General features: G+C 67.0%; 19 protein-coding genes, 1 tRNA gene and 1 pseudogene. 6 read left to right on the top strand and 15 right to left on the bottom strand.

Features of this window, described 5'->3' with window-relative positions:
* A pseudogene (locus tag AP428_RS11665) lies at nucleotides 1-723 on the bottom strand (2-isopropylmalate synthase); the annotation flags it as partial.
* A 377-nt stretch (nucleotides 724-1,100) separates the two neighbouring features.
* Nucleotides 1,101-2,075 (bottom strand): DNA-binding protein YbiB, encoded by a 975-nt coding sequence (gene ybiB, locus AP428_RS11660; RefSeq protein ID WP_011546254.1) that lies wholly within the window; start codon nucleotides 2,073-2,075, stop codon nucleotides 1,101-1,103.
* Nucleotides 2,076-2,256: 181 nt separating this feature from the next.
* On the opposite strand from ybiB, the gene maiA reads away from it, so the two are divergent.
* Nucleotides 2,257-2,901, top strand: a complete 645-nt coding sequence (gene maiA, locus AP428_RS11655) for a maleylacetoacetate isomerase (protein ID WP_054928057.1) — start codon at nucleotides 2,257-2,259, stop codon at nucleotides 2,899-2,901.
* Between the two features lie 95 nt (nucleotides 2,902-2,996).
* Here the strand turns inward: maiA and ftsY are convergent, their stop codons facing one another.
* Nucleotides 2,997-4,163, bottom strand: a complete 1,167-nt coding sequence (gene ftsY / locus AP428_RS11650; protein WP_054928056.1) for a signal recognition particle-docking protein FtsY — start codon at nucleotides 4,161-4,163, stop codon at nucleotides 2,997-2,999.
* A gap of 216 nt (nucleotides 4,164-4,379) precedes the next feature.
* Between ftsY and rsmD the strand changes: the two genes are divergently transcribed.
* The 3 genes from rsmD (at nucleotide 4,380) to AP428_RS11635 (ending at nucleotide 5,928) form a co-directional block, all read left to right on the top strand.
* Entirely contained in the window at nucleotides 4,380-4,994 is a 615-nt protein-coding gene (rsmD, locus tag AP428_RS11645) for a 16S rRNA (guanine(966)-N(2))-methyltransferase RsmD (RefSeq protein ID WP_054928055.1), read from the top strand.
* A gap of 111 nt (nucleotides 4,995-5,105) precedes the next feature.
* Nucleotides 5,106-5,603: a pantetheine-phosphate adenylyltransferase gene (coaD, locus tag AP428_RS11640; RefSeq protein WP_006477773.1), complete on the top strand. Its 498-nt coding sequence runs from the start codon at nucleotides 5,106-5,108 to the stop codon at nucleotides 5,601-5,603.
* A gap of 58 nt (nucleotides 5,604-5,661) precedes the next feature.
* Complete coding sequence (locus tag AP428_RS11635) at nucleotides 5,662-5,928, top strand: YfhL family 4Fe-4S dicluster ferredoxin (RefSeq protein ID WP_006477774.1); 267 nt, start codon at nucleotides 5,662-5,664, stop codon at nucleotides 5,926-5,928.
* A gap of 78 nt (nucleotides 5,929-6,006) precedes the next feature.
* On the opposite strand, the gene hisC is transcribed toward AP428_RS11635, so the two are convergent.
* From hisC to AP428_RS11595, 8 genes are all read right to left on the bottom strand, one after another.
* Nucleotides 6,007-7,074: a histidinol-phosphate transaminase gene (hisC, locus tag AP428_RS11630; RefSeq protein WP_054928054.1), complete on the bottom strand. Its 1,068-nt coding sequence runs from the start codon at nucleotides 7,072-7,074 to the stop codon at nucleotides 6,007-6,009.
* Nucleotides 7,075-7,191: 117 nt separating this feature from the next.
* Nucleotides 7,192-7,791 (bottom strand): aminoacyl-tRNA hydrolase, encoded by a 600-nt coding sequence (pth, locus tag AP428_RS11625; protein ID WP_006477776.1) that lies wholly within the window; start codon nucleotides 7,789-7,791, stop codon nucleotides 7,192-7,194.
* Nucleotides 7,792-7,911: 120 nt separating this feature from the next.
* Nucleotides 7,912-8,517 carry a 50S ribosomal protein L25/general stress protein Ctc gene (locus AP428_RS11620; RefSeq protein WP_011546248.1) on the bottom strand — a complete coding sequence of 202 codons (606 nt, stop codon included), beginning with the start codon at nucleotides 8,515-8,517 and terminating at the stop codon, nucleotides 7,912-7,914.
* A gap of 157 nt (nucleotides 8,518-8,674) precedes the next feature.
* Nucleotides 8,675-9,637 (bottom strand): ribose-phosphate pyrophosphokinase, encoded by a 963-nt coding sequence (locus tag AP428_RS11615; protein ID WP_011694406.1) that lies wholly within the window; start codon nucleotides 9,635-9,637, stop codon nucleotides 8,675-8,677.
* A gap of 44 nt (nucleotides 9,638-9,681) precedes the next feature.
* A tRNA-Gln gene (locus AP428_RS11610) sits at nucleotides 9,682-9,758 on the bottom strand.
* 55 nt (nucleotides 9,759-9,813) lie between these two features.
* Nucleotides 9,814-10,695: a 4-(cytidine 5'-diphospho)-2-C-methyl-D-erythritol kinase gene (ispE, locus tag AP428_RS11605; protein ID WP_054928053.1), complete on the bottom strand. Its 882-nt coding sequence runs from the start codon at nucleotides 10,693-10,695 to the stop codon at nucleotides 9,814-9,816.
* A gap of 27 nt (nucleotides 10,696-10,722) precedes the next feature.
* A complete protein-coding gene (gene lolB, locus AP428_RS11600; protein WP_011546245.1) occupies nucleotides 10,723-11,343 on the bottom strand; it encodes a lipoprotein insertase outer membrane protein LolB in 621 nt (206 codons plus the stop codon).
* Nucleotides 11,343-13,166, bottom strand: coding sequence for a tetratricopeptide repeat protein (locus AP428_RS11595; protein WP_054928052.1), 1,824 nt, complete (start codon nucleotides 13,164-13,166; stop codon nucleotides 11,343-11,345). Before AP428_RS11595 ends, lolB begins: the two co-directional genes overlap by 1 nt.
* 246 nt (nucleotides 13,167-13,412) lie before the next feature.
* Here AP428_RS11595 and mutM point away from each other — a divergent pair, with 246 nt between their 5' ends.
* Nucleotides 13,413-14,240 (top strand): bifunctional DNA-formamidopyrimidine glycosylase/DNA-(apurinic or apyrimidinic site) lyase, encoded by an 828-nt coding sequence (gene mutM / locus AP428_RS11590; protein WP_011546243.1) that lies wholly within the window; start codon nucleotides 13,413-13,415, stop codon nucleotides 14,238-14,240.
* Between the two features lie 24 nt (nucleotides 14,241-14,264).
* Nucleotides 14,265-15,371: an A/G-specific adenine glycosylase gene (gene mutY / locus AP428_RS11585; RefSeq protein ID WP_011546242.1), complete on the top strand. Its 1,107-nt coding sequence runs from the start codon at nucleotides 14,265-14,267 to the stop codon at nucleotides 15,369-15,371.
* A 114-nt stretch (nucleotides 15,372-15,485) separates the two neighbouring features.
* Here the strand turns inward: mutY and AP428_RS11580 are convergent, their stop codons facing one another.
* The 4 genes from AP428_RS11580 to AP428_RS11565 all read right to left on the bottom strand — a co-directional run bounded on the left by AP428_RS11580 (nucleotide 15,486) and on the right by AP428_RS11565 (nucleotide 18,769).
* Nucleotides 15,486-16,121, bottom strand: coding sequence for an LON peptidase substrate-binding domain-containing protein (locus AP428_RS11580; protein WP_011546241.1), 636 nt, complete (start codon nucleotides 16,119-16,121; stop codon nucleotides 15,486-15,488).
* 27 nt (nucleotides 16,122-16,148) lie between these two features.
* Complete coding sequence (rapZ, locus tag AP428_RS11575; protein ID WP_006477783.1) at nucleotides 16,149-17,057, bottom strand: RNase adapter RapZ; 909 nt, start codon at nucleotides 17,055-17,057, stop codon at nucleotides 16,149-16,151.
* Nucleotides 17,058-17,131: 74 nt separating this feature from the next.
* Nucleotides 17,132-18,100, bottom strand: coding sequence for an HPr(Ser) kinase/phosphatase (gene hprK / locus AP428_RS11570; RefSeq protein ID WP_006483133.1), 969 nt, complete (start codon nucleotides 18,098-18,100; stop codon nucleotides 17,132-17,134).
* A 129-nt stretch (nucleotides 18,101-18,229) separates the two neighbouring features.
* The gene (locus AP428_RS11565; protein WP_011546240.1) at nucleotides 18,230-18,769 is read right to left on the bottom strand and encodes a PTS sugar transporter subunit IIA; all 540 of its coding nucleotides are present in this window, start codon (nucleotides 18,767-18,769) and stop codon (nucleotides 18,230-18,232) included.

Below are 18,769 nucleotides of genomic sequence, written 5' to 3'. Positions count from 1 at the left end.
CAGCACGATGCTGTCGCGATACGCGAGGTTGCGGTCCATCCATTCGATCTGGTCGGCGAACACGTTCGGGGTCGCGGCCTCGACGGTGGCCGGCAGGTTGACGATCATCTTGTGGTCGCGGGTCGGGCGCCACGTCTGCGCGACCGCGTCGCAGATCTCGCGCGCGAACGTCAGCTCGGTCATGCTGAAGGTTTCCGGCGAGTACTGGAAGGTCCAGCGGGTATCGGGGCGCGCGGCCGCGTGTGCCTTGATGATGCGCGTGCCGTCGATCGCGAGCGCCTTCACGTCGCTCTTCGACATCCCGAACACGATGCGGCGGAACGACGGGCAGACCGCGTTGTACAGGTGCACGATCGCGCGCGGCACGCCTTCGAGCGCATCGAACGTACGGGCGATCAGGTCTTCGCGAGACTGCACGAGCACCTCGATCGTCACGTCGTCGGGAATCCGCTTGTCGTCGATCAGCTTGCGCACGAAATCGAAGTCGGTTTGCGACGCCGACGGAAAACCGACTTCGATCTCCTTGAACCCGATGGCGACCAGCATTTCGAAGAACTCGAGCTTCTGCTCGATGCTCATCGGCTCGATCAGTGACTGGTTGCCGTCGCGCAGGTCGGTGCTCATCCACACGGGCGCACGCTCGATGGTGCGGGCCGGCCAGCGGCGGCCATTGAGGCGGACGGGCTCGAACGGACGGTATTTGTCTTGCGGATTGCGCATCATCTTCTGGACCTCGGGTCTCAAGTCGCGAGCGAAGACGGGCGGCATGGGCGACGGTTGGCGCTGCCTCGCACCCGGCGCGCGATGGCGCCGCGGATGCGGATGATCTTCGCGAATCGGCCGACGGATGGACGGACGAATGCTGACGACTTCGGGTTGTAAAAACTGCGAGAGGGGTACTGCGAGGAACTGCTGGGAGGACCGTGCGGACGGCACACGGCGCTACGACAGCCTTAGGCTAGTCGTAGCGATAGCGGCCGCGCTAGGCGGCCGGAGGTAATTCGGAGGGGGTTCGGAAAGGAACGCATGACGGTCACTCTATGCCAGGATGCGCCCGCGTGTCAAATGTCGGGATAAAGGGGCAGGTCGTCGTCGCGCCGTCAGCGCGCGATGCGGGCGATCTGCACGATCGTCGCGACCTGCCGCGCCACGGTGTCGGGCACCGGCACCTCGCCGCGCAGCACGGCGTCCGTCCACGCGGCCGTGGTCGCCGCATCGCGCGACTCGGGCAGCGCGACGGGCGGCGCGTCGGTCGACGAACGCTCTGCATCGATCAGCGTGTCGCACACGCCGTCGTGCAGCCAGTCGACCTGCACCTGGCGCCGCGTGTCGGCCACCGCTTCGCCTTCGGTGCCGCGCGCGAGCAGCGCGCCGCCGAGCGCGGCGTCCGGATGATCGCGGAACAACTGCGCGAGGCTGTCGCGGTACGGCGGATGCGTGTAGTTGACGAGCCGCAGCCCGGCCGGCGCGAACGGCTGCAGGATCTTCACGAGCGTATGCGTGGAGTTGCGCACGCCGAGCACGCCGCGCATCGACAGCAGGCGCGCGATGCGCGGCGCCAGCACGTCGATCGGTGCGAACGCGACGCGGCGTTCCGCGAGCGTATCCTCGATCGCATCGTGCGACGTCGACGGCGCGAGCGACAGCGCCGAGAAGATCTCGGCGCTCGTCACGCGGCCCGGGTCTTGCTCCACCCCGTGCACGAGCACCGGCACGCCTTCGCGCGCGAGCAGCAGCGCGAGCAGCGGCACGAGGTTCGGCTGCTTGCGCGCGCCGTTGTAGCTGGGGATCGAGACCGGGCGGAACGCGGCGTCCTGTACGTGCACGGGCTCGAACGACGCCTGCGCGGCGGCGAGCATCGCGGCCAGCTCGTCGGCGGATTCGCCCTTCAGCCGATAGGCGATCAGGATCGCGCCGAGTTCGACGTCCGACACGCGCGCATCGAGCATCGCGCGATAGAGCGCGAACGTGTCCTCGGCGGACAGGGCGCGCGCGCCGTTCGGGCCGCGGCCGATTTCCTTGATGAAGCGGGCGCAAGGGAACGGAGCGGCGGCGGGATCGTGGGAAGCGGTCATCGGAACGTGGGGCGGGCGGCCGGCATCGGGCCGCGCGGTGAGCGGTAAGGAATGCCCCGAGTATCGCACGGGCGCGGCCGTGCATCGCGCCGCGCTACACTCTGCTTCCCGGCGGCGCGCGCACCGCTGCGCCGCGCGCCCATGCCGCCGCCGGCCGAATACGACCAAAGAGAGACATCCCATGAAGCTCTACAGCTATTTCCGCAGTTCCGCGTCGTACCGCGTGCGGATCGCCTTGAACCTCAAGCAACTGCCGTTCGACTATGCGCCCGTGCACATGCTGCGCGACGGCGGCGAGCAACTGAAGGACGCGTACCGCGCGCTGAACCCGGATGCGGTCGTGCCCACGCTGATCGATGGCGATGCGACGCTGCAGCAGTCGCTCGCGATCATCGAATATCTCGACGAAACCCATCCCGAGCCCGCGCTGCTGCCGAAGCAGCCGGTCGATCGCGCGTATGTGCGGGCGGTCGCGCTGCAGATCGCATGCGAAATCCACCCGCTCAACAACCTGCGCGTGCTGAAGTACCTGAAGCACACGCTGAAGGTGCCGGAGGAAGCAAAGAACGCGTGGTACCGGCACTGGATCGAGGCGGGCTTCGACACGCTCGAGACGCGTCTCGCGAACGATCCGCGCACCGGCAAGCTGTGCTTCGGCGACACGCCGACGCTCGCCGACGTATGTCTCGTGCCGCAGGTGTTCAATGCGAACCGCTTCTCGATCGACACGACGCGTTTCCCGACGATCCAGCGGATCGTCGACCATGCGGCGACGATCGATGCGTTCAAGGCCGCCGAGCCGGGCGTGCAGCCGGACGCTGAATGAGCGCGGAATGCGCGCCGCGGCCCGTGGCGCGCAGGATCGGGCGCGCATGAAAAAGGGCGCCCGAAGGCGCCCCGTGCGATGCGAGCCGGCGGTGTTCAGCCGAGCAGCGCGTCCGCGAATTCCACCGCGCTGAACGGCTGCAGGTCCTCGACCTTCTCGCCGACGCCGATGAAGTAGACGGGCACCGGCCGTTGCCGCGCGATCGCCGCGAGAATCCCGCCCTTCGCGGTGCCGTCGAGCTTCGTCACGATCAGGCCGGTCAGGCCCAGCGCGTCGTCGAATGCCTTCACCTGCGTGAGCGCGTTCTGGCCGGTGTTCGCGTCGATCACCAGCAGCACTTCGTGCGGCGCGCCGTCGTGCGCCTTCGCGATCACGCGCTTCACCTTCTTCAGCTCTTCCATCAGGTGGAGTTGCGTCGGCAGGCGGCCGGCCGTATCGGCCATCATCACGTCGATCTTGCGCGCGCGCGCGGCGCTGACCGCGTCGAAGATCACTGCGGCTGGATCGCCGCTTTCCTGCTGCACGACCGTCACGTTGTTGCGCTCGCCCCAGACCGCCAGCTGTTCGCGCGCGGCCGCGCGGAACGTGTCGCCGGCGGCCAGCAGCACCGACTGGTCGAAGCTCTGCAGATGCTTCGCGAGCTTGCCGATGCTGGTCGTCTTGCCCGCGCCGTTCACGCCGGTGATCATCATCACGAGCGGCTGCGCGCGGCCGAGCATCAGCGATTTCTCGAGCGGCGTCAGCAGCTCGACGAGCAGGTCGTGCAGCGCATTCTTCACCTGCTGCGGATCGGTCAGCCGGCCCGCGCGCACCTTCTCGCGCAGCGCGTCGAGCAGGTATTCGGTCGCGTCGACGCCCGCGTCGGACATCAGCAGCGCGGTTTCGAGCTCCTCGTACAGAACCTCGTCGATCTTCGTATTGACGAACACGCCAGTGATGCTCGAACCCGTCTTCGCGAGCCCCGTTTTCAGGCGTGCGAGCCACGACTTCTTCGCCGAGGCGTCCTGCAGCGGCGGCGGGACGATCTCGACCGTCTCGACGACTTCGTCGCGGCCGTCGTTGGTCGGCGTGACCGTCATCACGACGGCCGGCGCGGCCGGTTGCGCGCTCGCCGGCGGCACGTCGGCCGCGGGCGGCGCGTCGAGCACGGGCGCCGCCTCGGCCGCGTCGGACGCTTCGTCCGCTTGCTGCGCATCGGCCGATTGCGATTCCGCCGGATCGGGCTCCTGCGTTTTCTTGAATCGTTTGAAGAAACTGAACATGGTCTGACGTCGGGAAGAGGGCGGGCCGCCGCCGGGAGCGGGGCGCCGGACGGGCCGTTCTGCGTTCGCGCGGGCGCGGCGCACGGCGGCCGAAACCGTGCATTTTATCAGTGCGGCGTGACCCTCGCGTCAGTGCGCGTCGCCGCTGTGGTAACGTGCGCCTGTTTGGCGGCGCGCCCCTGCGCGCGCCCGGTCCCTCCGTCGTCGATATCCCGTATGTCCCGTTCCTCTTCCGGCCGCCCCGCGGCCCCTTCCAGTCGCGGCAAGCCGCACACGATCCGCATCATCGGCGGCGACTGGAAACGCACGCCGCTCGCGGTGCTCGATCTCGACGGCCTGCGCCCGACGCCCGATCGCGTGCGCGAGACGCTGTTCAACTGGCTCGGCCAGGATCTCGAAGGCCGGCGCTGCCTCGACCTGTTCGCGGGCACCGGCGCGCTCGGCTTCGAAGCCGCGTCGCGCGGCGCGGCGAGCGTCGTGATGGTCGAGCGCCATCCGCGCGCCGCGCAGCAGCTGCGTGCGATCAAGGACAAGCTCGGCGCCCGTTCGGTCGAGGTTGCCGAAGCCGATGCGCTGCGGCTCGCGGCCGGGCTCACGCCGGGCGCGTTCGACGTCGTGTTCCTCGATCCGCCGTTCGACGACCTGGCCGCGCTCGAGCGCGCGATCGCGCTGTCGGCACCGCTCGTCGCGGCGGGCGGCGCGCTCTACGTCGAAACGGGGGCGGAACTCGACCCGGCCGCGCACGACGCGCTGGCGGGCTGGCAGGTGGTGAAGCACGGCAAGGCCGGTGCGGTTCACTATCATTTGCTGCGGCGCGAAAATGATGAATAATGCGCGTTCCATACGAGGCGGCGCGCCGCAAAGGCGACGCATGCCCATCTCGGCAGCGGCGCGTGCATCGCACGGCTGCCATCCCGTTTGCGTGATGACAGGAGGAGCGACATGGTAGTCGCCGTGTATCCCGGTACGTTCGATCCGCTGACGCGCGGGCACGAAGACCTCGTGCGGCGTGCGTCGAGCATTTTTGATACGCTGGTGGTGGGCGTTGCCGACAGCCGCGCGAAAAAGCCGTTTTTCTCGCTCGAGGAACGTCTGACGATTGCGAACGAGGTGCTCGGCCATTACCCGAACGTGAAGGTGATGAGTTTCACCGGCCTCCTGAAGGATTTCGTCCGCGTCAACAATGCGCGCGTGATCGTGCGCGGGCTGCGCGCCGTGTCCGATTTCGAATACGAGTTCCAGATGGCGGGGATGAACCGCTATCTGCTGCCCGACGTCGAGACGATGTTCATGACGCCGTCCGATCAGTACCAGTTCATCTCGGGGACGATCGTGCGCGAAATCGCGCAGTTGGGCGGCGATGTCAGCAAATTCGTGTTTCCGTCCGTCGAGAAGTGGCTGACCGAGAAGGTCACCGCGATGGGAGGCCCTGCCGCGTGATGCGGCGCGGCCGGTTTCATCGCGAAGCCGGCCGCCGGCCTGAAGAAGTGAGATCAGTATGGCTTTGATGATTACCGACGAGTGCATCAATTGCGACGTGTGCGAGCCCGAGTGCCCGAACGGCGCGATTTCGATGGGCCCGGACATCTACGTGATCGACCCGAACAAGTGCACCGAGTGCGTCGGCCATTTCGACGAACCGCAGTGCCAGCAGGTGTGTCCGGTCGAATGCATTCCGCGCGATCCGCAGCATGACGAATCGCACGCGCAATTGATGGAGAAGTACCACGCGTTGATCGCCGTGAAGGGCGACGACGCGTCGTGATCCTGCGCTGACGCGCGCTTTGTGTGGCGCGCGCGTCGCGCTTTCTGCCCAGCGCCATTCGGCGCCGGTTCTTCCGTGTCAGGCCAGCAGCTCGCGCAACGCCGCGACGAGCGCATCGCATTCGGCATCGGTGCCGACGGTGATGCGCAGATGCTGGTCGATCCGCGGCAGCCGGAAGTGCCGCACGAAAATTTCCCGTTCCTTCAGCTTGGCCGCGATCGCGCTTGCGTCGTGCGCGGGATGGCGCGCGAACACGAAATTCGCGGCCGACGGCACGATCTCGAAGCCGAGTGCGTCGAGCGCATGCGTGAGCCGCGTCCGGCTGTCGATCACGCGCCGGCAGGTGGCGTTGAAATAGTCGGTGTCTTCGTACGCGGCCTGCGCGGCGACCTGCGCGAGCCGGTCGAGCGGGTACGAGTTGAAGCTGTCTTTCACGCGGTTCAGCGCGTCGATCAGCGCCGCGTCGCCGAACGCGAAGCCGACGCGCATGCCCGCGAGCGAGCGCGCCTTCGACGTCGTATGCACGACGAGCAGGTTCGGATGACGGTCGATCAGCGTAATGGCCGACTGCGCGCCGAAATCGATGTACGCTTCGTCGATCACGACCACCGACGACGGATTCGCGGCCGCGATCCGCTCGACGTCCGCGAGCGGCAGCGCGCGTCCGGTCGGTGCATTCGGGTTCGGAAACAGCACGCCGCCGGCGTCGTCGAGATAGTCGTCGACGCGGATCGAGAAATCGTCCGCGAGCGGCACGACCGTGGTCGCGACGCCGTACAGGCGCGCGTAGGTCGGGTAGAAGCTGTACGTGATGTCGGGAAAGCGCAGCGGCCGGTCGTGCTTGAGCAGCGCCTGGAACGCGTGCGCGAGCACCTCGTCGGAGCCATTGCCGACGAACACCTGTTCGGGCTGGATGCGGTGATGGGCCGCGACCGTCTCGCGCAGTGCGCGCGCGACCGGGTCCGGATAGCGGCGCAGCGTGTCGCCGGTCTCGCCGAGTTCGCGTGCGATTGCCGCGACGACACGCGGCGACGGCGGATAGGGATTCTCGTTGGTGTTCAGCTTGACGGGGTGCGCGAGCGCGGGCTGTTCGCCCGGCACGTAAGGCACGAGTTTCTGAACGACGTCGCTCCAGTAACGGCTCACCGCTTGGCTCCTGTCGGGCAAAGCGTCCAGATTACCGCATGTGCGCGTCGCGGTGGGGCGGGCGAGGCCGCCCGGTTGCGCCGGCCGGCCGACGCTACCAGGCCGGTGCGGGTGCGGTCAGTTGCGATGCAGCTGCATCGTCGCGCGGTCGAGTTCGCCCTTGACGACCATCGGCATCACGGCAAGCGCGCGTTCGATCGAGGCGTCGATCACGTCCTGTTCCTCGCGGCGCGGCGGTTTCAGCACGAAGTTCGCGACGTCGGGCTTCGCGCCGGCGCGCGCGCTTTCCGGAATCAGGTCGCGCGGATGGCCGATGCCGATCCGCAGTCGCCAGTATTGCTGCGACGACAGGTGCGCGGTGATGTCCTTGAGGCCGTTGTGGCCGCCGCTGCCGCCGCCGAGCTTCAGCTTCACGGTGCCGGGCGGCAGGTCGAGCTCGTCGTGCGCGACGAGGATCTGGTCGGGCAGGATCTTGAAGAATTGCGCGAGCGCGACGACCGACTGGCCGGAGCGGTTCATGTAGGTCTGCGGCTCGAGCAGATGAACTTCCTCGCCATGCAGGCGCGCTTTCGCATAGAAGCCGTGGAAGCGGCGTTCGTCGCGCAGCGTCGTGCCGGCTTCGCGGGCGAGCTGGTCGATCAGCCAGAAGCCGGCGTTGTGGCGCGTCGCGGTGTATTCCGCCCCGGGATTGCCGAGGCCGACGATCAGTTTGATCATGACGTTTCGAAGGCGGCGGCAGCCGCCTGGGCGCAGAAAAAGAAAAACCCGCCGGGCAAGCCGCGGCGGGTTGCGTCGACCGTTTCGTGAAACGGATCGATGGGGCGCGTACGCAGCCGCTTAGGCAGCCGGCGTTTCGCCTTCTGCTGCGTCCGACACGGCGCCAGCCGGGACCGTCGCCGAAGCGATGACCGGGTTTTCCGCGTCGACGTGCGCGACCAGCGCGACGCCCTTCGGCAGTGCGATGTCCTTCGCGTGCAGCGACTGACCGGCTTCGATCTTCGACAGGTCGACTTCGAGGAACTCCGGCAGGTCGGCCGGCAGGCACTCGATTTCGATTTCCGTCGCGACGTGCGAAACGATCGCGCTCGACAGCTTCACGGCCGGGCTGACTTCTGCGTTCAGGAAGTGCAGCGGTGCCTTCGTGTGCAGCTTCTTCTTCGCGTCGACGCGCTGGAAGTCAACGTGCAGCACGAGTTGCTTGAACGGGTGGTATTGCACGTCGCGCAGCAGAACCTGTTGCGACTGGCCAGCCACTTCCAGGTCGAGGATCGACGAGTGGAAGGCTTCCTTCTTCAGTGCATGCCACAGCGCGTTGTGATCCAGTTCGATCTTTTGCGGGGCTGCTTCGCCACCGTAGACGATACCCGTGGTCTTACCGGCGTTGCGCAGGCGGCGGCTCGCACCCGTACCTTGCTGTTGGCGCTCGAAAGCGACGACTTTCATGTGATTCTCCATTTGCTGCCCGCGACCAGGCAGTAAAACGGGGCCATCAGCGGCCCCCGATGAAACGGCCGGGGTTTCGTCTATCCCGTCCGATTGTGCAAAAAGCGAAGCGTTGCCGCTTCGCTTTGTGCGCATGCTTCGTTCCGTCGATTCGCGATCAGGATTCCGCGAACAGCGACATCACCGAATCGCCGCGGCGAATCCGCGAGAACGTCTCGGCCAGCAGGCTCGCGCTCGTCAGCGAGCGGATCTTCGAGCACGCCAGCGATTCGGCCGACAGCGGGATCGTATCGGTGACGACCAGCTCGTCGAGTTCCGATGCAGCGATACGCTCGGCGGCGCCGCCCGACAGCACCGGGTGCGTCGCGTAGGCAAAAACCTGCTTCGCGCCGCGCTCCTTCAGCACTTGTGCAGCCTTGCAGAGCGTGCCTGCCGTATCGACCATGTCGTCCATGATCACGCAGGTGCGGCCCTCGACTTCACCGATAATGTTCATCACTTCGGCGACGTTCGCCTTCGGGCGACGCTTGTCGATGATCGCGAGATCGCAGTTCAGCTGCTTCGCGAGTGCCCGGGCACGCACCACGCCGCCGACGTCCGGCGACACGACGAGCAGATCCGAGTAGTTCTGCTTGCGCAGGTCGCCCAGCAGGATCGGCGTCGCGTAGATGTTGTCGACCGGGATGTCGAAGAAGCCCTGAATCTGGTCGGCGTGCAGATCCATCGTGATGATCCGCTCGACGCCGGCGATTTCCAGCATGTTCGCGACGATCTTCGCCGAGATCGCGACGCGCGCCGAACGCGGGCGACGATCCTGACGCGCATAGCCGAAGTAGGGGATGGCAGCGGTGATCCGGCCAGCGGATGCGCGCTTGAGCGCATCGACCATGATCATCAGTTCCATCAGGTTGTCGTTCGCCGGTGCGCACGTGGATTGCAGGACGAAGACGTCCTTGCCGCGCACGTTTTCCTGGATCTCGACCTGGATCTCGCCGTCGGAGAAACGGCTGACCATTGCTTTGCCGAGGGGGATACCAAGGATATTGACGACTTCCTGGGCGAGCGCGGGATTCGCGTTGCCAGTAAAGACCATCAGGCCATCATGGCTGTGGCTGCTCATCGTGCACCTGCTTCAGGCTTGGGCGGGAAATGCGGGAAAATTTTTGGCAGGGGAGGAAGGACTCGAACCCTCGCATGCCGGAATCAAAATCCGGTGCCTTGACCAACTTGGCGACTCCCCTACACTTAACTGATAACTTCACCGAACTTGTGTAGGCCGTTCGGTAAAGTAAAACTTCATGACGCGAAAGCGAAGAGCGGATGCTCGTTCAGACTCTCGGCAACTGCGCCATTCCAACTGGCGGGCAGTTTGGCTTTCGCCGCTTCTGCCTCGTGCTTGCTGTGAAACGCTGCAAACACGCTTGCTCCGGAGCCGGTCATCCTCGCGGGGGTCACATCATACAACCATTTGACCGCCTGCGCAACTTCCGCGTACTTCCTTGTTACAACTTCCTGCATATCGTTCCGGCCGAAGCTATCTGGCCATTCCGCATCGCTGGTTTGCTGTGCAAGAAAGTCAGCAATTGTGACGGGCTTCGTATCTCTTGTCAACAACTCATCTGAAAATATTTCAGCGGTCGGGACATGAACGCGTGGCGTCACAACCAAGAACCAGCGAGTCGGCAATTCTACCTCAGCTAATTCTTCTCCGATACCCTCTGCGAACGCATTTTTTCCAAAAATAAAAAACGGGACGTCGGCACCGAGTTTGACCGCGAGCGACTGAAGCTCGGCGCGCGGCAAATCGAGTTGCCACAGGCGGTTCAGCGCGAGCAGCGTCGTCGCCGCGTCGGAGCTGCCGCCGCCGAGGCCGGCGCCCATCGGCAAGATCTTGTCGATCTCGATGTCGACGCCGTGCGCGGTACCCGTATGCGCTTTCAGCAGGTTGGCCGCGCGCACGACGAGATCGCTTTCCTCGGGCACGCCGGGCACGTCGGTGACGCGTGCGACGCGGCCGTCGTTGCGCCGCGTGAAGTGCAGCGTGTCGCCCCAGTTCAGCAGCTGGAATACGCTCTGCAGATCGTGATAGCCGTTCGGACGACGGCCGGTGATGTGCAGGAACAGGTTGAGTTTCGCGGGCGCCAGGCAGTTGCGCAGCGAGCGGGTCGAATCGGTCATGCGGGTATCGGGGCTAGGCGCGCGTGCTCACTGATCGAGCACGAGCTTGATGTCGAGCGGCGGCGTCGCGCGCACGAGGTTGACGCGTTTGACGCCCGTGGCCGGGGCGTCCGCGTAGGCAAGGTAGTCGATCGTCCAGCCGTCCTGGCGCAATTGCTTGATGCGCGTGCCGTCGGCCGGGTCGCGCACGGTTTCGGCGGGCGTCGCGGGCGCGGCGGTCGGCAGCAGCCAGTAGCGCAGGCCCGCGAGCGGCAGCTCGAAGCCGAGCGTCTTCTGCATCAGGTCGCCGACGTCAGGCGCATATTGGGTCGGCCGGTTCGGCAATTCGAGCGACGCCGCGCGCGGCGTCGACTTCACGACCGCGAGCGTCTGGCCGAGCGGGCTGCGCAGCTCGAGCGACACGTCGTCGCCGTGCTCCTGCCAGTCGAAGTTGCCGTACACGTTCTGCGGGTTGCCGAGACGATCGTCGTAGCGCACCGCGAAGCGGCCATGGTAGGCATGCGTTGCGGCCGTTTGCAGTACGGCGCCAGTCGGCGCATTGGCCGACGGCGGCGTGCTCGCGCAGCCGGCGAGCGCGAGCGCCGCGCCGGCCGCGGCCAGCGTGCGCTGCGCGCGGGAGGACAGGGAAAACATCGGGAACATCTGCATCAGAGGCCGTTGATCTGCAGGCGTTTCAGCGTCTGCACGAGCGTTTCGTTGTCGGGCTCGAGCTTCTGCGCGGCACGCCACGCGTTGCGCGCGTCGTCCTGCGCGCCGCTCTTCCACAGCACTTCGCCGAGATGCGCGCCGATTTCGGCGTTCGGCTGCAGTTCGTATGCACGCTGCAGCACCTTCGTCGCCCCGGCCGTGTCGCCCATCCGGTACTTCACCCAGCCGAGGCTGTCCATGATGTACGCGTCGTTCGGCGCGAGCGCCATCGCCTTGTCGATCAGCTTGCTGGCCTCGGGCAGGCGCTGGTTGCGATCGGCGAGCGAATAGCCGAGCGCGTTGTAGGCCTGCGGGTTGTCGGGCTGCGTACGGATCAGCTCGCGCAGTTGCTTTTCCATCGTCGCGTAGTGGCCGGTCTTTTCGGCCGCCATCGCGTAGTCGTAGCGCAGGTCGGGGTCGTCCGGGAAGTCCTGGACGGCCTGCCCGAGCCGCGCCTCCGCTTCCGGATAGCGCTTCGCCGTGAACAGGATCGACGCATCGGTGCGCGCCACCACGGCCGCATCGCGCGGATCCGAGATCGGCAGGTTGTCGAGCACCTTGCGCGCCTCGTCGGTCTTGCCCTGTTTCTGCAGCAGCTGCGCGCGCGTGATTTGCGCGGGCAGGTAGTGCTGGCTCGTCTGGTCGACCTTGTCGAGCCATTGCGACGCCTGCGCGTCGTTGTTCTGGTCGATCGCGATCTGCGCGAGGTAGATGTAGCCCTGGCCGACGTCGAGGTTCGGCTGCTTGTCGCCGAGCTGCACGTACTGCTTCAGGTAGCCGGTCGCCTCGTCGAGTTTCTTCTGCTGGATCTTGATCAGCGCGAGCGCCATCAACGGCGTCGGGTCCTTCGCGTCGAGCTTGCGCATCGTCTCGAACTGCTTTTGCGCATCGTCGAGGCGATCGTCGGCGAGATAGAGCTGCGACAGCGCCAGCCGCGCGTCGCGCGACTTCGGATTCTGCTGAACGTACTTCTCGAACGACGCGATGCCCGCCGCACGTTCCGCCGGCCCCATCTGCGACAGCATCAACGCTGCCGGCAGGTAGTCGGGGCGGATCTGCAGCGCCTGCTTCAGCGACTGCGCGGCACCGTCCTTGTCGTCGACCGCGAGCTGCTGCCGCGCGATCGCGAGCTGCGCCTCGGGGCGATTCATGTCGTTCTTCAGCATGTCCTTCAGCACCGCGAGGCCGCCGACGCGGTCGGGGCCGCGCACGAGCAGCGCCTGCAGCGCGAGGATCGCCGGGCCGCGCGTGTCGCCGGTCGCGCGGGCCAGCTCGCGCGCGAGCATCGGCTGCGCGTCGGCCGGCTTGCCGGCGAGCACCAGCAGCGCGGCGTCGACCTGCGACGCCCGGTTCGAATCCGGTGCGTACTGACGCCACAGGTTCGCGGCGGACAGCGCGTCGGCCGGGCTCTGCGCGCCGAGCGCGATTTCGGTCGCGCGCTGCGCCATGCGCGGATCGCGCGTGTCGCGGGCCAGCGCGAGGTAGGTCTGGTAGGCCGGCGCCGGCTGGTTGCGCTGGAGCGCGACCTCGGCGGCGAGCACCTGGTAGACGATCTGGCTCGTCAGCGGCACGCCGGGGAGATTTTTCTGCTCGTCCGGCATCACATGCTCGAACGCACCCTGCGGCTCCGCATCGTCCGATGCCGGATCCTGCGCGTGGGCCGGAAAGGCGGTGAGGGTCCAGACGGCAAACAGCGCGGCACCGAGTGCACGGCGGACCGGGAAGGCGCGCGCGCCGCGCACGGCGGCGGGGCGCTCCTGAAGCAGCTTCGAGGGCAGGGTCATGGAAATCCGTTCGATGTTTCAACCGATTGTAACGCGCTCGCTACAATACACGCACGATCGTGATAGGGTCCGCTTACCTGTGGAACCCCCATGCGAATGCCCGAAATCGCCCGCCTCGCGTGCTGCCAGACGGGCGATTTCGGGCATTCCCGTGTTTCATTCGGGGTTGCCGCGAGAACGGCCGTTCTCGTGGCGCCGCATGCGCGTTCACCCTGTAAACAGACCGTAGCCTCAGACCCGCAAAACATGCCAGAGTTGCCAGAAGTCGAAGTCACGCGCCGGGGCATCGAGCCCTTTGTCGCGGGCCGCCGCGTCGAGCGTGTCGACGTCCGTACCGCGATGCTGCGCTGGCCCGTGCCGGCGGGGCTCGCCGAGCAGTTGCGCGCGCGCGAGGTGCTCGCCGTCGAGCGCCGCGGCAAGTACCTGCTGTTCGAAGTCGATGCGGGCTGGTTCATCGTCCATCTCGGGATGACGGGCACGCTGCGCGTGCTGCCCGCGGCCGGCGTGCCGGTCGCCGCGAAGCACGACCACATCGACTGGATCTTCGACGAATTCGTGCTGCGCTTCCGCGATCCGCGCCGCTTCGGCGCCGTGCTGTGGCACCCGCGCGAAGCAGGCGACGTGCATGCGCATCCGCTCCTCGCGAGCCTCGGCGTCGAGCCGTTCTCGCCGGCGTTCACCGGCGCGCTGCTGCATGCGCGTACGCGCGGCCGCACGGTGTCGGTCAAGCAGGCGCTGCTCGCGGGCGACATGGTCGTCGGTGTCGGCAACATCTATGCGTCGGAGAGCCTGTTTCGCGCCGGCATCCGGCCGACGACGGCCGCCGGCAAGGTTTCACTGCCGCGCTACGAGCGGCTGGCCGACGCGGTGCGCGCGACGCTCGCCGACGCGATCGAGCGCGGCGGCAGTACATTGCGCGATTTCGTCGGCAGCAACGGCGAAAGCGGCTACTTCCAGCTCGACTGCTTCGTCTACGATCGTGCCGGCCAGCCGTGCCGCGTTTGCGGCACGCCGGTTCGCCAGATCGTGCAGGGCCAGCGGTCGACCTATTTCTGCCCGACGTGCCAGCGTTGAAACCCTTTTCCACAATTCGATAACTTGAAGCCGCCCCGCATCGCCCCCGCTCCGTTCCCCGTCACGCCGCTGCACCGCACGTTCGCCACGCGTCTCGTCGCGTGGCAGCGCGCGCATGGCCGCCATGACCTGCCATGGCAGAACACCCGCGATCCGTACCGGATCTGGCTGTCGGAAATCATGCTGCAGCAGACGCAGGTATCGACCGTCATTCCGTATTACACGCGCTTTCTCGACCGCTTCCCGGACGTCGCCGCGCTCGCGGCCGCGCCGAGCGACGACGTGATGGCGCTGTGGGCGGGCCTTGGCTACTACTCGCGCGCGCGCAACCTGCACCGCTGCGCGCAGGTCGTCGTCGCCGAACACGGCGGCGTGTTTCCGGCGACGCCCGACGCGCTGGCCGAACTGCCGGGCATCGGCCGTTCGACGGCCGCCGCGATCGCGTCGTTTGCGTACGGTGCGCGCGCGACGATCCTCGACGGCAACGTGAAGCGCGTGCTTGCGCGGGTATTCGGCGTCGAGGGCTTTCCGGGCGAGAAGCGTGTCGAGAACGACATGTGGGCGCTCGCCGAATCGCTGCTGCCCGATGCCGCGAACCCGGCCGACGTGAGCGCGTATACGCAGGGGCTGATGGATCTGGGCGCGACGCTGTGCGTGCGCGGCAAGCCCGACTGCGCGCGCTGCCCGTTCGCGGGCGACTGCGTCGCGCAATCGACCGGCCGCCAGCGCGAACTGCCGGCCGCGCGGCCCAAGAAGGCCGTGCCGACGCGCAAGACCTGGATGCTCGTGCTGCGCGACGGCGACGCCGTGCTGCTCGAGCGACGGCCGCCGACCGGGATCTGGGGCGGGCTGTGGAGCCTGCCGCAAGCGGACGGCGATGCCGCGCTCGCGGAGCTTGCACGCGGCTTCGGTGGCGGCGGCACGGTGCCGCTCGCGCCGCTCACGCATACGTTCACGCATTTCCGGCTCGAGATCGAGCCGCGGCTGAGCGATCTGGCGGACGGCGGTGGCCTGCCGTCGCAGGCGCGCGACGCGGACACCGCATGGGTGCCGCTGAGCCGGCTCGACGCGTACGGCGTGCCGGCGCCCGTGCGCAAGCTGCTCGATGCGCTGAGCGGGCCGCTGCTGTAACGAACGGGGAAGGGCGCGGCGCCGGCCGCGTTCGGGAAGGTGCCGGGTGGCCGCGCGCAGGAGAGGTTGTCGGGCGCACGCGGCACGCGATGCGCGGCGGCTCAGGCGCGGCAGTTACAGCCAGCCGTGCCGGTCGAGTACGTGGTGCACGGCGTCGATGCGCGCGCCGACGTCCGGAAACTCCATCAGCTTCTGCCGCGCGCGCAGGTCGAGCGGCAGCAGCTCGGCGAGGCGGTTCGACACCCAGCTCGGATCGTCGAGGCGGAACGGTTCGCCGAACGGCATCTTCTCCGGATCGGACTTCTTCAGCGCGTCGATGATGCGCTCGAGTACCTCGGCGCACGAGCCGAACTGGGCGAGTGCCTGTTCGCCTTCGAGCGGGATGTCGTCGGGCAGCGGCTCCGCGATGCCGACCAGCAGCCCGTTGCCTTCGACGCGATACGACAGCAGCTCGAAACGCTGCGTGCCGACCGCCTGCAGATACAGCATCCCGAATTCGCCGGTATCGCATTCGGTGATGCGCGCCATGCAGCCGATGGTTTCGGGCACCGACACCGCGCCGTCCTGCGCGACTTCGGGCCCGCTCTTCAGCAGGCACACGCCGAACGGTGCGTCGTCGCGCAGGCATGCGCGCGACATGTCGAGATAGCGCGCCTCGAACACCTTGAGCGGGAGCAGCCCTCCGGGAAACAGCACCGTGTGCAGCGGAAACAGCGGCAGGTCGATCAGGGTGGTCGATAGGGAGGACATGGCGCGCGGGCGTGGGGGCGGGTGTCGCTAGGGTCGGTCGACCTCGGAGACGAGCCGCGACGACGCGTCGACATCCACTGGCGCGTCACGATGCCGCACGATCACGTTCGCGTCGCGCGCGAGGCGCGCGGCGAGCGTTTCCGCGATGAACACCGAGCGATGCTGGCCGCCCGTGCAGCCGATGGCGACGGTCAGGTAGCTGCGGTTGTCATCGCGGAAGTGCGGCAGCCATTTCATCAGGAACGCATGGATGTCGTCGATCATCTGATGGACGATCGGCAGTGCGTCGAGAAAGGCGATGACCGGCTGGTCGAGCCCGGTGAGCGGGCGCAACTGGTGGTCGTAGTACGGATTCGGCAGCGCGCGCACGTCGAACATCAGATCGGCGTCAAGCGGCACGCCGCGCTTGAAGCCGAACGATTCGAACATCACCATCAGGTCGTTGTTCTTTTGCTCGATGAAGCGCTTGACCCAGGTGCGCAGCGCGTTCGCGCGCAGCGTGCTGGTATCGATCTGGTGGCCGAATTCGGCGAGCGGCGCGACGAGTTCGCGCTCGCGCTCGATCGCTTCCTCGAGCGACGACAGCAGGCCGACGTCCGCATCGTGCGACCGCGAGCCGGACAACGGATGGCGGCGGCGCGTTTCGGAGAAGCGCTGGATCAGCGCCTGGGTGCTCGCGTTGAGGAACAGTACGCGCACGTCGTGCTCGCGGGACAGCTCGCGGATCAGCCCGGGCATTTCGTCGAGCGACGCGCTCGAGCGCGCGTCGATCGCGACCGCGAGCCGGCGCTGGCCGTCCTGCGCGAGGTAGCGGGCGAGTTCGGGGAGCACGTGCGGCGGCAGGTTGTCGACGCAGTAATAGCCTGCGTCTTCGAGCGCGTTCAGCGCGACGGACTTGCCTGAGCCGGAGATGCCGGTGATGAGGACGATGCGCATGGGAACAGAGAATCCTGACGTTTCATCATAGCACCGGCTCGACGCGTCGGCGTTGCGCGGCCGGCGCGTGCGGGTTACACCAGTTTGCCGGGGAACTGACTGTCGGGATCTTGCATCGCGAGTCGTTGCCGATCCATGAAATCGCGCAACGTGTCGATTCCGCGCAACTGCAGGATCGTGTTCCGGACGGCCGCCTCGACGAGCACCGCGAGGTTGCGGCCGGCCGCAACCTGGATCGTGACCTTGCTGATCGGCAACCCGAGCACGTCGACGGTCTGGCTTTCGAGCGGCAGGCGCTGGAATTCGCCGTCGGGGCGCCGCACGAGCTGAACGATCAGCTTCAGCTTCATTTTCCGCCGCACGGCGGTTTCGCCGAAGATCGTCTTGATGTCGAGCAGGCCGAGGCCGCGCACTTCGAGCAGGTTCTGCAGCAGCGGCGGGCAGCGCCCTTCGACGAAATCGGGGCCAAGACGGACGAAATCGACCGCGTCGTCGGCGACGAGGCCGTGCCCGCGGCTGATCAGCTCGAGGCCGAGTTCGCTCTTGCCGAGGCCCGAATCGCCGGTCAGCAGCACGCCCATCCCGAGAATGTCGAGGAACACGCCGTGCAGCGTCGCGCGCGGCGCGAGGATGCGCGACATGTAGAGCCGCAGGCTGTCGATCACGGCGGCGGCCGACATCGGCGTCGTGAACAGCGGGGTGGACGAGCGCGTGCAGCGCAGCACCAGTTCGGGCGGCGCCGCGGCACCGCCGGCGACGACGAGGAACGGCGGTTCGAGCGCGATCAGCTCGGCCATGTGGCGCGAACGGTCTTCGTCGGTCTGGCGCTGGTAGTAGTCGATTTCGGCTTCGCCGAGCACCTGGATCCGGTTCGGGTGGATCAGGTTCAGGTGGCCGACGAGGTCGGCGCTCGACGTTGCGTTGCCGACCGTGTCGGCCGAAAAGCCGCGTTCCCAGCCTTCATGCCCCGTCAGCCAGCTCAGTTTCAGCGTGGCTGCGTTGTCGTCGAAGATGCTCTGGGCGTTGATGCTGGACGTATCCATGACTCTCGTCACTCCAATGGGCCGGTGCGGGCGCGCGGCGACGGACGTCGCCATGCCGGGCCGGCGCCGGGCGGCCCTGGACGGCGGCATGGGCCGCCTCGTACGGGGAAATATTCCGCCCGGAACAACTCAAGGTTGCCACTGAGTGAGCAGGCGATGCAACTCGGCGATATCCGTTTCGTTGTGCAGACGCTCGCGTGCGTCGCGATCGGACAGCAGTTGCGCGATTTCCGACAGGATCTCGAGGTGCTGCTGGGTGGCTTGCTCGGGGACGAGCAGGAAGATCAGGAGGCCGACCGGCTGGCCGTCGGGCGCTTCGAACGGGATCGCATCGGCGAGGCGGACGAACGCGGCGAGCGGGTGCTTGAGGCCCTTGATGCGGCCGTGCGGAATCGCGACACCTTCGCCGAGCCCGGTCGAACCGAGGCGCTCGCGCGCGAACAGGTTGTCCGTGACGGTGCTGCGGCCGATGCCGTTCTGATTCTCGAACATCAGCCCGGCTTGTTCGAAGACGCGTTTCTTGCTGGTGACCGAGAGGTCGATGACGACGTTCTCTATGGGCAGGATTTTGGCTAGGCGATTCATGTTGGCAGGCGATTGGGCGGCCTGGGGTCTCCTTGCGGCGGCGGACTGATTTTCCATGTTCGGCGATATCAAGGCATGTGGCAT

It is taken from the genome of Burkholderia sp. E168m22, from assembly GCF_001319805.1.
In the GTDB taxonomy this organism is placed as follows: Bacteria; Pseudomonadota; Gammaproteobacteria; order Burkholderiales; family Burkholderiaceae; genus Burkholderia; species Burkholderia orbicola.
The sequence above is the reverse complement of the archived record's forward strand: the minus strand, read 5'-3'. Positions and strand labels throughout refer to the sequence as shown.